The 12,902-nt window shown below is 43.0% G+C and carries 15 protein-coding genes; 4 read left to right on the top strand and 11 right to left on the bottom strand.

Annotation, left to right across the window (positions count from 1 at the left end; translation table 11 throughout):
* Positions 1 to 13: 13 nt before the first annotated feature.
* The 4 genes from parE to BLS23_RS10290 all read right to left on the bottom strand — a co-directional run bounded on the left by parE (position 14) and on the right by BLS23_RS10290 (position 5,441).
* Positions 14 to 1,969: a DNA topoisomerase IV subunit B gene (parE, locus tag BLS23_RS10305; protein ID WP_089652477.1), complete on the bottom strand. Its 1,956-nt coding sequence runs from the start codon at positions 1,967 to 1,969 to the stop codon at positions 14 to 16.
* 453 nt (positions 1,970 to 2,422) lie between these two features.
* Entirely contained in the window at positions 2,423 to 2,836 is a 414-nt protein-coding gene (locus BLS23_RS10300; protein ID WP_089652476.1) for a CoA-binding protein, read from the bottom strand.
* Positions 2,837 to 2,847: 11 nt separating this feature from the next.
* Positions 2,848 to 4,374, bottom strand: coding sequence for an ABC transporter permease/substrate-binding protein (locus BLS23_RS10295; protein WP_089652475.1), 1,527 nt, complete (start codon positions 4,372 to 4,374; stop codon positions 2,848 to 2,850).
* A complete protein-coding gene (locus BLS23_RS10290; protein ID WP_089652474.1) occupies positions 4,371 to 5,441 on the bottom strand; it encodes an ABC transporter ATP-binding protein in 1,071 nt (356 codons plus the stop codon). Before BLS23_RS10290 ends, BLS23_RS10295 begins: the two co-directional genes overlap by 4 nt.
* Positions 5,442 to 5,703: 262 nt before the next feature.
* Here BLS23_RS10290 and plsY point away from each other — a divergent pair, with 262 nt between their 5' ends.
* From plsY to BLS23_RS10270, 4 genes are all read left to right on the top strand, one after another.
* Positions 5,704 to 6,285: a glycerol-3-phosphate 1-O-acyltransferase PlsY gene (gene plsY / locus BLS23_RS10285; protein WP_089652473.1), complete on the top strand. Its 582-nt coding sequence runs from the start codon at positions 5,704 to 5,706 to the stop codon at positions 6,283 to 6,285.
* A 176-nt stretch (positions 6,286 to 6,461) separates the two neighbouring features.
* Entirely contained in the window at positions 6,462 to 7,394 is a 933-nt protein-coding gene (folE2, locus tag BLS23_RS10280) for a GTP cyclohydrolase FolE2 (protein ID WP_089652472.1), read from the top strand.
* 8 nt (positions 7,395 to 7,402) lie between these two features.
* Complete coding sequence (yidD, locus tag BLS23_RS10275) at positions 7,403 to 7,657, top strand: membrane protein insertion efficiency factor YidD (RefSeq protein WP_089652471.1); 255 nt, start codon at positions 7,403 to 7,405, stop codon at positions 7,655 to 7,657.
* Between the two features lie 62 nt (positions 7,658 to 7,719).
* Positions 7,720 to 8,010 carry a HesB/YadR/YfhF family protein gene (locus BLS23_RS10270; protein ID WP_089652470.1) on the top strand — a complete coding sequence of 97 codons (291 nt, stop codon included), beginning with the start codon at positions 7,720 to 7,722 and terminating at the stop codon, positions 8,008 to 8,010.
* 7 nt (positions 8,011 to 8,017) lie between these two features.
* On the opposite strand, the gene BLS23_RS10265 is transcribed toward BLS23_RS10270, so the two are convergent.
* The 7 genes from BLS23_RS10265 to BLS23_RS10240 form a co-directional block, all read right to left on the bottom strand.
* Positions 8,018 to 8,335, bottom strand: coding sequence for a hypothetical protein (locus BLS23_RS10265; RefSeq protein WP_089652469.1), 318 nt, complete (start codon positions 8,333 to 8,335; stop codon positions 8,018 to 8,020).
* A complete protein-coding gene (locus BLS23_RS10260; RefSeq protein ID WP_089652468.1) occupies positions 8,335 to 8,760 on the bottom strand; it encodes an acyl-CoA thioesterase in 426 nt (141 codons plus the stop codon). The genes BLS23_RS10265 and BLS23_RS10260 overlap by 1 nt, the downstream gene beginning before the upstream one ends.
* Positions 8,760 to 11,024, bottom strand: coding sequence for an AAA family ATPase (locus tag BLS23_RS10255; protein ID WP_089652467.1), 2,265 nt, complete (start codon positions 11,022 to 11,024; stop codon positions 8,760 to 8,762). Before BLS23_RS10255 ends, BLS23_RS10260 begins: the two co-directional genes overlap by 1 nt.
* A gap of 125 nt (positions 11,025 to 11,149) precedes the next feature.
* Positions 11,150 to 11,395, bottom strand: coding sequence for a small acid-soluble spore protein Tlp (gene tlp / locus BLS23_RS10250; RefSeq protein ID WP_374189734.1), 246 nt, complete (start codon positions 11,393 to 11,395; stop codon positions 11,150 to 11,152).
* Positions 11,396 to 11,538: 143 nt separating this feature from the next.
* Positions 11,539 to 11,682 (bottom strand): FbpB family small basic protein, encoded by a 144-nt coding sequence (locus BLS23_RS21390; protein ID WP_160912244.1) that lies wholly within the window; start codon positions 11,680 to 11,682, stop codon positions 11,539 to 11,541.
* A gap of 51 nt (positions 11,683 to 11,733) precedes the next feature.
* Positions 11,734 to 12,306 (bottom strand): TlpA family protein disulfide reductase, encoded by a 573-nt coding sequence (locus tag BLS23_RS10245; RefSeq protein WP_089652466.1) that lies wholly within the window; start codon positions 12,304 to 12,306, stop codon positions 11,734 to 11,736.
* Positions 12,307 to 12,620: 314 nt separating this feature from the next.
* Positions 12,621 to 12,902: transposase (locus tag BLS23_RS10240; RefSeq protein ID WP_143015253.1), on the bottom strand; the 282-nt coding region annotated here is incomplete at its 5' end.

The following is a 12,902-nucleotide window of genomic DNA, read 5'->3' as shown; positions in this document are numbered from 1 at the left end:
GAAGGTCCCCCTTTTACGTCTGTATTTTATCGTTTTCCAGTATGCTCGCTTCATCTTCAAGACCAAAAGCGACATGGGATTCAATCCATTTTCGGCGAGGTTCAACCTTATCTCCCATCAACGTCGTCACCCTGCGTTCGGCGCGGGCGATGTCGTCAATCGTAACCCGAATCAGAGTACGTGATTCCGGGTTCATCGTCGTTTCCCAAAGCTGATCAGCGTTCATTTCACCTAAACCTTTATATCGTTGGATCGAATAGCCGTTTTTGAATTCCTTCAATATCTTCTGCATGCCTTCTTCATCCCACGCATATTCGACTTTTTCTTTCTTCCCTTTTCCTTTTGAAACTTTATAAAGGGGAGGAAGTGCGATGAAGACTTTCCCTGCTTCTACAAGTGGTCGCATGTATCGATAAAAGAAGGTTAGTAAAAGCACTTGAATGTGTGCCCCATCGGTATCGGCATCGGTCATAATGACGATTTTATCATAGTTACAGTCTTCCAGCGTAAAGTCCCCACCAACTCCAGCACCGATGGTATGAATGATCGTTGAGATCTCTTCATTTTTGAAGATATCCGCGATTTTCGCTTTCTCTGTATTGATTACTTTTCCTCGCAAAGGAAGAACGGCCTGGAATTTACGGTCACGGCCCTGCTTTGCTGATCCGCCCGCTGAGTCTCCCTCCACGAGGTACAACTCATTCTTTTTGGCATTTTTAGATTGAGCAGGGGTAAGCTTCCCGCTTAAAAGGGTATCCTTCCGTTTCTTCTTCTTCCCTGAACGAGCATCTTCTCTAGCTTTTCTGGCGGCTTCTCTCGCTTCTTTCGCTTTGATCGCTTTTTTAATGAGCATAGCAGCGACATCCGGATTCTCTTCGAGGAAATAGGATAACTGTTCAGCGACGATTCCATCAACGGCGGAGCGGGCTTCAGATGTTCCGAGTTTGCTCTTGGTTTGACCTTCAAATTGAAGGAGTTCTTCTGGAATTCGCACAGATATAACCGCGGTAAATCCTTCTCTGATATCGTTTCCTTCTAAATTCTTATCTTTATCCTTCAGAAGTTGTGCTCTTCTGGCATAATCATTGAACACTCTTGTGATGGCCGTTTTAGCTCCGGATTCATGGGTTCCTCCATCTTTCGTGCGTACATTATTGACGAAGGATAAGATGTTCTCTGCAAACCCGTCGTTGAATTGAAAAGCGAAATCCGCTTCAATTCCACTATGACTGCCCTCGAAAGAAACGACCGAATGGAGCGTATCTTTTTCTTCATTTAAATACTCGACGAATGAGACGAGTCCGTCATCATATTGATACTCTTCTTTGACCGTTTCTTTTCGTTCGTCCACAAGGATAATCCGGAATCCCTTCAGCAAGAAGGCTGCTTCTCTTAAACGTTCGGATAATGTTTCAAAATTAAACTTCGTCATTGAAAAAATGGAAGGATCCGGTTTGAAGCGGATCGTTGTTCCTGTTTTGCGGGTGGCTCCTTTATTTTCTAAAGAAGTGACAGGGACGCCCCCGTTCTCAAATCTCTGATAAAATTTCTCGCCATCTCTGCATATGTGAACTTCTAACCATTCGGATAAAGCATTCACCACAGAAGCACCAACACCATGCAGGCCCCCTGAGGATTTATAACCTCCTTGTCCGAACTTACCTCCGGCGTGAAGAACGGTCAAAATCACCTCAGGTGTCGGTTTTCCTGTTTTATGCATCCCTGTAGGCATCCCACGGGCTTCGTCCTGAACCGATACACTACCATCTTTATGGAGCGTGACAGTCATTTTTTCGCCGAATCCAGATAACGCCTCATCGATAGCGTTATCTACAATTTCGTGAACGAGATGGTGCAGACCTCTATGATCCGTGGATCCAATATACATCCCCGGTCTTTTCCGAACGGCCTCCAATCCCTCCAGCACTTGAATAGAATCATCTGAATACGTTTGATTTTGACTCGACAATTTACCATCGGCTCCTTTCTCTAACACACTGCTACATCAATAATAGAACAAACGTTCGATTATGTAAACGATGAGTGCAACTCCAGGTGCTTCAGCACTCACGACATAAGTCAATCAACGGTGTGGAGGATCTTCCACTCCATTGATTGGCTTATGATCCAGAAAAGGCTGAAGACCCATGCACAATGCTGGGATGAATAAAAGCATCCCTGCTGATTTCGCTTACATTTCTTATTCTTTCTTAGACAACCGCTCTGTTAAACCATAGCTCTCCTATTATTCTTTCTTAGAAAGGGACCTTTTCTGGTTTATTGAGCTGATCGATGTCCATAATAAAAAACGCCGCTTGTTATATTGTAGCGATTTTATAAGGTTTCGCAAACATAAATCTTCCAAAAAACATGAAAAAACCCCTGGATGAACAGGGATTTTTTCATTTTCATCGTTGTTTTATTAGCGGTAAATCGCATGGGCGACCTTAATGCAAGAGTCCATAATGACAAGCTTTGAATCATTATTCAAGATGCGATCTGCTTCTTCTGAATACACCCCTTGCTGAGCCCAAAAGGCTTTAGCCTCAATATTTTTCGATTCCTCTGCAATTTGCGGCAAATGTTCGGATCGTCGAAAGACATTGATAATGTCGATTGGTTCTTTGATATCTCGCAGGCTCGCCACTGCTTTTTCACCAAGGGACTCCGTGATTTGAGGGTTCACCGGGATGATTTTATACCCGGCGTTCTGCATCGCTTCACTCACTTGATAGGATGTGCGGTGCGGCTTATCCGAAAGGCCTACGACAGCAATCGTCTTCGATTGTGCCAATAGATCCCGGATCTCTGCCTGAGATGGATTCTCAAAACTCATCTTTAAACCTCCTATTCGTCGATTAATCCTTCATTGACCAGATACTCTCTTGCCACTTCTTCAGGAGCACGGTCTTCAAAATCAACCTGGTAATTCATTTCCCTCATTTTATCGCCAGTAATCTTTCCTCCCAATTGATTCAGGACATCTTCTAGTTCTGGATATTGGTCCAAGGTTTCCTGTCTCATCAATGGAGCGCCCTGGTATGGCGGAAATAGATTTTCCGGATCTTCTAATACTTTTAAGTTGAGGTCAACCATATAACTAGCAGTAGCGTAAGCGTCGATGATGTCAACTTCACCACCTTCAATAGCTCCCTGCCTCAAGCCAGGGTCCATCGTACGGACTTCCCCTAGGTTCAAGTTATATACTTCTTTCATACCCTGATACCCGTCTTGACGATCATTAAATTCCAGTGTAAAACCAGCGGTAATTTGATCTTCAACCGGCTTCAGATCCCCGATCGTTTCAAGATCGTATTGCTCTGCAAGCTCCTGGGTAGTCGCTACAGCGTAGGTATTGTTGAACTCCATTGGTTGTAAAAAGGACATATCATAGGTTTCTGCCATGCCTTCTTTCGCCTGTTCATATACTTCTTGTGGTTCATTGCTGTTTGCTTCCTCTTCTAGGAGAGATACGATGGCTGTTCCTGTAAATTCAGGATAAATATCGATACTTCCTTCCTGCAAGGCACTGAAAACCAAATCTGTTTTTCCTAAGTTCGGTTCAAGACCTACACTCAAGTCTGTTTCTTCTTCTATTAAAAGCTTATACATATTAATGAGAATGGCGGGCTCTGATCCAAGCTTAGCTCCCAATGTTAAGTCATTCTTCACTTTTCCACCGAACGCTAATGGACCAACAGCAATCAATGCTGCAATCACTAATAAACTGACGAGTGAACGGAAGCCGGATTTGGCTGAAGTTCGTTCAAATAGACGAAGAATAAGATCCAAAATAATTGCTAGTAACGCAGCCGGAATAGCTCCCAGCAAGATAAGATTGGCGTCTCCCCCTCTATCCAAACCAAGTAGGATTAAATCCCCGAGGCCTCCTGCACCAATAAGGGCAGCAATGGTAGTTGTCCCTACGATCAATACCATGGATGTGCGTATTCCAGCCATAATGACAGGCATGGCGATCGGTAGTTCAATCTTAGAAAGACGTCTGAATGATTTCATGCCCATCCCCGTCGCCGCTTCCTTTAAAGCGGGGTCAACTTCCTTGATTCCTGTGTACGTGTTTCTAAGGATAGGAAGGAGCCCGTAAGCAGCAAGGGCAATGATGGCTGGTGTTTGTCCAATACCGAAAAATGGAATAAGGAAAGCCAGCACAGCAAGGCTTGGAATCGTCTGCAAAACGGCCGTCATGCCGATAATCGGTTCCGCAACTCTCTGCTTTCTCGTCAGCCATAAGCCGAGGGGTACGGAAATTAAAGTAGCAATCACTAATGCAATAATGGATATTTGTAGGTGTTCCCATATTTTCTCTAATAGAATGCCCTGTCGTTGGTTAAAAACTTCTAGAAACTCGCTCATTTATTCTCTACCTCCTCTTCCTTTTTACGTGACTGTTCTTTAAGGTAGAGGACAATATCCCTATAGGATAAGGTTCCGATCAGTTGATCACCTTTGACGACTGGTAGAATGGAAGAGTGGTCTTCTTCAAAAATCCGAACAGCGTCTCTCAGAATCATATCATTGGATAATGGAGGTGCCTGCACCTGATTCCCATCCTCGATCATTCCTCGATACGTTCCGTCGTGACTTTTAAGGGCGAAAGGCCCGTCCAGGACAACATGACCTTCCTTGAATTCTTTTTCGGATAAGACACGCTTTTCGGCATGACTCATAATGACATCAACAGCTGTCTGCCATGGAGTTTTTCTTCCTCCGATGAAATCTTCAACAAACTCATTGGATGGATTCAGTATGAGGTTTTGTGGAGTATCCAACTGGACGATTTCTCCTGCTTTCATGAGACAGACACGATCGCCAAGCGCGAGAGCTTCGTCCATATCATGAGTGACAAAGACGATCGTTTTCTTAATTTCCTTCTGCAATTGACGGATGTCGGTTTGCAACTGATCTCTGCTGATGGGATCGAGTGCACTGAATGGTTCATCCATCAAAATAATATCCGGGTCTGCAGCTAAAGCCCGTATAACCCCTACTCTTTGCTGTTGTCCGCCGGAAAGTTCACTCGGCTTTCTTTTCCGGTGTTTTTCCGGATCCAGTCCCACCATATTCATCAACTCAACAATACGTTTTGACAGGTCTTTTTTCTTCCACTTTTTCATTTCCGGTACGACCGAAATGTTCTCTTCTACCGTCATATGTGGAAAAAGAGCAATTTCCTGCAGCACATAGCCGATATTCCAACGTAGTTCGTGAATGTTGTATTCTCTAATATCTTTGTTATGTATGGTTATGGTTCCTTCCGTCGGATGAATCAGACGGTTAATCATTTTCATCGTTGTTGTTTTCCCGCAGCCACTAGGACCTATAAGCGCAAGTAATTCTCCTTCTTGCACTTCCAAGTTGATGTTTCTCAACGCTGTAGTTCCATCCGGGTAAGTCTTCGTTACATCAGTGAACGTGATCATCGTTTTCCCCCTAAACAAAAAATAAAAGACCTATTTCTATAACCACATTTCCATAAGTTGAAACATTTTGCAATTCTCCTGCATTCTAATCATGCCCGAATCTCTAAAACGTCATCCGGCTGGTTCTCTTCCCCTCTCCTGTAAAACAACTTGATACCTGGTACTAAATTGATATAATAGAGAAGCTGCCTTATGAAATAAGAGTTCTTTATCTATCTAGCCCATGATAAAATAGTAGAAAGCGCAGAAGGAGTTGAACTTATTGGAATATGTACTCTATATCCTCATCGCCTATCTCCTTGGGTCCATCCCTTCAGGGTTAATTGTAGGTAAAATCGGTTACGGTACGGATATACGCGAACACGGAAGCGGAAACCTTGGAGGCACGAACACATTCCGAGTTTTAGGGATCAAAGCAGGTTTAATTGTTACGATCGCTGATATTTTGAAAGGGACTGCAGCCGCCGCTCTCCCTTACTTTATGGGAGCTGAGGTCATTCCTCTTGTGATTGGGATTTTTGCGGTAGTTGGTCACATGTATCCTGTATTTGCGGGCTTTAAAGGTGGAAAAGCAGTTGCTACATCCGGAGGCGTGATCCTTGGTGTCAACCCAATCATATTTGCCGTGCTCTTATTATCCTTTTTCATTGTCCTCTATTTAAGTAAATACGTCTCCTTATCTTCGATGATAAGCGGGATCGTTGGGATTGTCGCCACTTTGGTCGTGAAGGATTACGGCTTGACCATCATCATATCCTTGTTTACCATCTTTGTAATCTACCGCCACCGCGCAAACATCAAGAGGATCATCAATAAAACAGAGCCAAAAATCACATGGATGTAAAAACGATTCAAGTTTAAAAAGGGTAACGATTGCGGAGATAGTCTATCCCATGAAAGGATAGGCTTTCTTTTATGGTGTATTCTATAAATGCACACTCATCAAGCAATCCATTGTATATTCAGAAATACATATTGTATACTTTGACATAGAAAGAAGGCCTGAAAGGAGTCTTTGTTATGAATAAGACTGAATTGAACCAGAACAAACAATTGCCATCAAAAAAAGAACGCCATAAATTATTCGGCTCAGTAGAGCCGGGTCCTCGGACAAAGCCTATGGAAAAAGACCAGATGGCTGACCTTCAAAACTCGAAGAAAGACTTTTTATTTGATATCGATATGGTTGGGATTTCCAGTGTCAAACACCCCATTCGTATTCCAAGCACAATGACGCCTGAAATTCAAACAACGATTGGAACCTTTTCATTCGGATCCTCGATTGCTCAAGGAAGTAAAGGCACAAACATGAGCCGCTTCACAGAGCAGCTTGATAAATACCACAATGAAGGATTCGCCATGGACATTGCAACACTGAAACAATTCACCGAAGAGCTAGCCGGCCGCCTAAAGCAAACGGATGCGGAAGTGGAAGTGACATTTCCATGGTTCTTTGAACGAAAAGGCCCATACTCGGGTCTTGCAGGGATGAACCACGCGGATGCAACCATTCGCGTGGAATATGACAAGGAAACGGGACATGATGTCACCGTTACTCTTACTGGAAAAATTACGACGCTCTGCCCTTGTTCCAAGGAAATCAGTGAATATAGTGCGCACAACCAACGCGGAAACGTGACCATGAGTGTGAAATTGACAGATGACTTCAAGGAGCAGGAAATCGATTGGAAAGCGGCGCTTTTAGAAGCAGCAGAAAGCAATGCAAGTGCCCGCATTCACCCAGTATTGAAGCGTCCCGATGAAAAGATGGTGACAGAACAAGCCTATGAAAACCCTCGATTTGTCGAGGATATCGTACGACTTGTCGCTGCCGATCTTTATGAGTATTCATTTGTAGAAGCGTTCACAGTCAAGTGCCGCAACGAAGAATCCATTCACCTGCATGATGCAGTGGCGAGCCTCAGTTATGATAAGAAAAAGGAAGCTGAGTAAGTGACCCGATGAAGCAAATCATGATTGCATTGATTCAATTTTACCGCAAGGGCATCAGTCCTTTTTTTCCACCATCATGCAGGTTTCAGCCGACGTGTTCAGAATACGGCCTGGAGGCTTTTCGACGTTTTGGTTTTTTCAAAGGGAGCTATTTGACTGTCAAAAGAATTCTCAAGTGCCACCCATTCCATCCGGGAGGATTCGACCCTGTACCCATGAAGCAATCGAATCATAACTCTGATCCGTCTTCTCGTAAAAAATAGGTTTATGAAACGACGACAGAGGAAAGAGACAAACACGGAACCCCATTACAGGAGTTGATCTAATGAACTTAACAGTAACAGAAGAAGCAGCGAAATGGTATGAAGAGGAACTGGATATCGATGGAAACGTCGATTTAAGATTTTACGTCCGTTATGGCGGCGTCGGTGGTCTTCAACCTGGCTTTTCTCTTGCCATCAAACTGGAGGATCCTGAAGAACCAATTGCAGAAACGACGACCGGGCCAATTCATTTCTACATTGAAGCGGATGATGAGTGGTACTTCGATGATCATTCATTGGAAGTTACCTTAGACGAAAAATGGAATGAGCCATCCTTTGAATATAAAAAATAAGACGCCACTATGGCGTCTTATTTTTGTGTAATTGGAAACGATGGATGTGCTCCCAGTACCCTTCTTCTTCCAATATATGCAACTGCCGTTCTCCAAATAAATCAAAATGAGGAAACCGAGGATCTTTATGAATCCACTCCGGTTCTAAACCGTATTGTTCTCCCCATGCCTTCAATTTGTTGAGGTCACAGCAACCGACTTTTGTGACTGTATCGCAACCAGGAAAACGATCATCCAGCCAAAAATGAGTCAAAAAAGCAATCTCTCCTCGCTTTACTTTCGCTTTCCAATCCATGAGTTCCGACTTTTTCACACCGAAAGCCATTAGGATTGCGTCTCCATGGCAGCCAAATAAGCTTCGTGCCATTCAGGAAAACTCCGCCTGATCGATACTGGTTTGAAGTTATCTTTTTTGACGATGACGTGTTTCGTTACACCCGTGACCGCTATATCCCCGTTTTTAAACGCCACTTCGTAGCCGTAGGAAACACGAAGACCATCATAATTTTCCACCCATGTCCGTACATGGACAGGGTCTCCGTATTTTACAGGTTTTTTAAAACTCATTTGAGCATCAATGACAGGAGAAACGACGCCCTGTTTTTCGATTTCAGAATACATAAATCCAAGGTCTTCAATGAAGGATGTTCGTCCAATCTCAAACCAGACTAAATAGTTGGCATGGTAAACGACACCCATCATATCTGTTTCCTGATACCTTACTTGAATCGGTGTTTCGACAACTTTCATTAGGAAGACTCCCTTCGCACCATATTCCATGCTTTTTCTAAATCGACGAGTTCAAGTTCATTCATATCTTCCGCTTCATCCTCCATGATTCTAATCGCCTGGAATTGAATCGCTTCGTTCACAAGATTATTGATGAAGCGTCCGTTCCCCCTGACTTTGTGATCCGTGTATTTTTCTAAGAGGAATGACTCGGCCCACTCATTGAAATGATACCCGTATTGTTGTGCCTGATAGTGTGTCATAGCAATCAGCTCTTCCTCTGTATAATCCGGGAAGTGGAAATACTTTTTAAACCTTGAAGAAAGACCCGGATTGCTTTCCACCAACTGCTCCATTTCGCGTTGATAACCAGCAAGGACAACGACGAGGTTTTCATTGTGTTTCGTCATTTCGTCGACGAGGGTTTCAATGGCTTCTTTGCCAAAATCATCTCTGCCTCCGTTGTATAGCGAATAGGCTTCATCAATGAACAAGACACCGCCGAGTGCTTCCCGGATCTTCCGTTTTGTTTTGATGGCTGTCTGTCCTACATAGCCGGCGACAAGATCGCTTCTGGAGACGACCACGGTATGGCCCCTCTTTAACAACCCGCATTCTTTCAGGACATCTGCATAGATTTCTGCGACCGTTGTTTTTCCGGTCCCTGGATTTCCTGAGAATACAGAATGCAATTGGATAGGAACGACAGGATACCCTTTTTCTTTTCTCTTTTGTTGGGCTTGAACGAAGGATGACAGTTTTTTCACTTCTTCTTTGACATTAGACAATCCAATCAGTTCATCCAATCGTTGCATAGGAGAACGTTCGTCTTCATCCGTTTCCCTGTCCCATGCAAGGTCCTCGGCAGATATTCTCATATGATCCAGCCAATGATGTTTATCCTGTTCTGCTTCCTTCGCTCCTTTTTGGAATACAGTTTTTAATACTAAGTTTTTGACCGTGCGTGCATTACCGAAGGAGTCATCCACACGCTCTCGATCAATGAGTGAGGTGAATTCGTTTAATGCATGTGTTGTGAAAAAGAAATCATTGTCGGTTGCCGTCTGCTCAGCAATCGTCAACAGTTCATCCATGTGATAATCAGGAAGTTCGATATGATTTTGTTCAGGAAAACGACTCCGAAGGCCTGGATTTGACCATAAAAATTGGCGCATTTCTTCAGGATAACCAGCAAGAATGACAGCGAACTTGCCTCCGTATTCTTTGCTCGTCATCGCAGAAACAAGGGTGTCAATGACCGCTTGTCCATAATCATTTCCTGTTTGACCTTCCCTTTTCAGGCTGTAAGCTTCGTCAATGAACAAAACACCACCGATCGCCTGTTTGACGTAGTTCATCGTATTCTCTTCACTTTGCCCAACATAAGACCCGACAAGGTGGGACCGATTCACTTCCACGACTTCTTTCGTATCTAAAATTCCAAGCTCATGATAAATGTTAGCGAGCAGCCGGGCAATCGTCGTTTTTCCGGTTCCGGGGTTTCCAGTAATAATCATATGTAATCCAGGCTCATCGACCATGGAAAAACCATAGTTCTTTCTTTGCTGCTGGTATCTTAAGAAGTGATAATAACGCCGAATATACGTTTTCACATCATGCAGTCCTACCATTTGATCGAACGCTTCCAATGGATTTTGAAACGATTGATTTGTCAGAAAGCTTGGCAATCGTTTGTAAATCTCATCCTGATTATCGGAAAGACGTCTAGTACGCTCGTTGATTTCTTTCACAGGAACACGGATCCGTCTATTTTCTATAGAATTGATGGCTTCTTCCAACATCTCTTCCAAATCAGACAATTCCTCATAAACGTCTCGATACAAGGTCAACCGGCTGGAAGCATCGATGATTGTTTTTTGGGCTAGATCTTCGTCCCACTGCTCCTTCAAATCACAAACATCAGAGTATATAGCTTTCGCTTTTTTTGCTTTTGCAGAATCATGATCGGTTTCATGAAGAATCCACTGATCAAGTGGCGTTTTTTTCAATAATGTATAGGCCTGCATCAACTGTTGAGACTCATACAATTCCGCCACTAAAGGATGCGAGGGATTGAGAACCCGTGCCTCATCGATGAATTGCTCCGCAAGAGGGTCATCTCCCGGGTGTCTCTTAATCCGGTGGTAGGCAAGCGTGACATAAAGCAAAGCTTTTGCTTCTTTCTCCTGCTCCCCATCCGTTTGGTCCATATATCGTAAAGCCTCCACTTCGGAAATAGGAGGCTGTTGTTCTAAACTGTTCCACTGTTTCAGTTGTTCTAACATCTTCATCACTTCCTTTTCTATCGCCGATATCCATTTTATCATAGTCAAGATTTGATGTAGATGAAGATGCCTTCAATCTATAGACAAAAAACCGCTCCTCTTGAGAGAAGCGGTTGATCAGAACGTTAATATTGTTGATGACGAGCTTCGTCCTTAATTTCGTCACGCATAGCTTCTAACGATTGATTTCTTCGTTTGTTTTTCTTTTCGATATTTCTCTTTTCTTCTTCTGATGCAAACCGCATTGCATCATGGGATTCTTCGATGTTTTCAATCGTGTTCGTCACTTTTTCTTGGAGACGATCGACGTTATCTGCGCGATTGTCAGGATTTGGTTTTTGGTTCGCCATATGCTGTTGTTTATGGGACATGTTCGTTCCCCTCCTGTAAATTTCAATGGACCCTTGATGAGTCATCCCTTACTTTTCCCAGGAAGGAGACGAATTATGAAAAGAAAAAGGAAGGAGCATGCTCCTTCCCTCATGATTTACTCTATGTACAAAACAAACCCCACTTACGATGGGATTTGCTTCATACGCTCATTATGACGCTTCTCAATCCGTTCATCGATTTGATCCAACAGCTTTTGATCAGCTTTGATGGATCGGATATTTTCTTTCACACGTTCTTCAAAAGATATGCTTTTGTGTTTTCTCATGGATATCTCTCCTTTTATAGGTAGGATTTCCATGATTTGATAAAAATATTCCTATTCCAATGCATCTTTCTTCTTTTCCATCATTTCATAGGTCATCGGGCCAACAATTCTTGGTTCTTGAATGACGCCATCTGTACCGATGAAATAAGTGGTAGGGATGGATAGGATCTGGTATGTCTGATTAATCTCGAGCTCCTTGTCCAGTAGTATAGGAAATGTATACCCTCCGTTTTTGACAAAGCGGCCAACATCTTCCCTTTTTTTCTCTGTTCCGGTACCGTTAACAGCGAGCATGACCACTTCATCCCCATATTTTTCATGGAACTTCTGCATTTCAGGCATTTCTTCGCGGCAAGGTGGACACCAAGTGGCCCAATAATTAAGAAAAACTTTTTTTCCTCGAAAATCAGAAAGCTTAACAGTCTCTCCGTTCAACGTCTCTAAGGTGAAATCCGGAGCCTGCTCCCCTACTTGTAATCCGTCGGGTGCATTAGGTGCAACCATCCCTGTTTCCTGACTTGCCGAAGATTTTTGTTGTTCCACCTCATCTTTTTCAGAAAAGGTTGTAAAAATAATGAGACCTAAAAGGATAACTAGGAAAGCTGTTGCCAACCATTTTTTCATGATGATAGCCTCCGTCCATGATCCAAAACGTTTCTTTTTATGTATAAGAATAAAGAAAACCATTTATGCTTGTAAAGCTTTAATGGAAATTGTAAGAAAATCGTTATTGATTTTTTTGGTTTTTTCAATATATTTCGGAGTTGCTACTAAGTTTAAATAGAGACCGGTGCTTTCCGTATGAGTTTGTACTTTCTTCCTTCATCATTAATCGCACACATTTGCGGTTATCGAACGCCTGGTTTTGAGAAGAATAAAAGGATCGCCCTTTTTAGGTTCTACGTCAATTGTTGGGGTGGGAAGCCTGTTCCCACTCCTTATCCTACTTGAAAGTCTTTTAATTCTTTGAATTGATGATGCAGTAACACCTTAAATCGAAGGCGATCATATCTTCTAAATCCAAACGCATTCCGTTTAATGACTTTCGTTTGATTGTTCAATCCCTCAATAAAACCATTGCTGTAATTGAAGGAAAAGCTATTCAGCACTTCAACTTGCCAATTCTTCAGGGTCTGAACGGCCTGATTGAACTCCATTAAACCACTGGCTTTCACTTGTTCGTAATACTTATATAGCGATGCTTTTACTTCATGAATCGC

Origin of the sequence: Halobacillus aidingensis (assembly GCF_900104185.1) — a bacterium.
GTDB lineage: Bacteria > Bacillota > Bacilli > Bacillales > Halobacillaceae > Halobacillus > Halobacillus aidingensis.
Note: the sequence above shows the minus strand (reverse complement) of the source record. Positions and strands in the feature narration are given on the sequence as shown.

Coding starts and splice junctions, on each gene's coding strand:
- BLS23_RS10300 (WP_089652476.1), bottom strand. CDS start 2,836: ATGAGTTTTGAGAATCCATCTCAGGCAGAGATCCGGGATCTATTGGCA.
- BLS23_RS10295 (WP_089652475.1), bottom strand. CDS start 4,374: ATGAGCGAGTTTCTAGAAGTTTTTAACCAACGACAGGGCATTCTATTA.
- BLS23_RS10290 (WP_089652474.1), bottom strand. CDS start 5,441: ATGATCACGTTCACTGATGTAACGAAGACTTACCCGGATGGAACTACA.
- folE2 (WP_089652472.1), top strand. CDS start 6,462: ATGAATAAGACTGAATTGAACCAGAACAAACAATTGCCATCAAAAAAA.
- yidD (WP_089652471.1), top strand. CDS start 7,403: ATGAAGCAAATCATGATTGCATTGATTCAATTTTACCGCAAGGGCATC.
- BLS23_RS10270 (WP_089652470.1), top strand. CDS start 7,720: ATGAACTTAACAGTAACAGAAGAAGCAGCGAAATGGTATGAAGAGGAA.
- BLS23_RS10265 (WP_089652469.1), bottom strand. CDS start 8,335: ATGGCTTTCGGTGTGAAAAAGTCGGAACTCATGGATTGGAAAGCGAAA.
- BLS23_RS10260 (WP_089652468.1), bottom strand. CDS start 8,760: ATGAAAGTTGTCGAAACACCGATTCAAGTAAGGTATCAGGAAACAGAT.
- BLS23_RS10255 (WP_089652467.1), bottom strand. CDS start 11,024: ATGTTAGAACAACTGAAACAGTGGAACAGTTTAGAACAACAGCCTCCT.
- tlp (WP_374189734.1), bottom strand. CDS start 11,395: ATGTCCCATAAACAACAGCATATGGCGAACCAAAAACCAAATCCTGAC.
- BLS23_RS21390 (WP_160912244.1), bottom strand. CDS start 11,682: ATGAGAAAACACAAAAGCATATCTTTTGAAGAACGTGTGAAAGAAAAT.
- BLS23_RS10245 (WP_089652466.1), bottom strand. CDS start 12,306: ATGAAAAAATGGTTGGCAACAGCTTTCCTAGTTATCCTTTTAGGTCTC.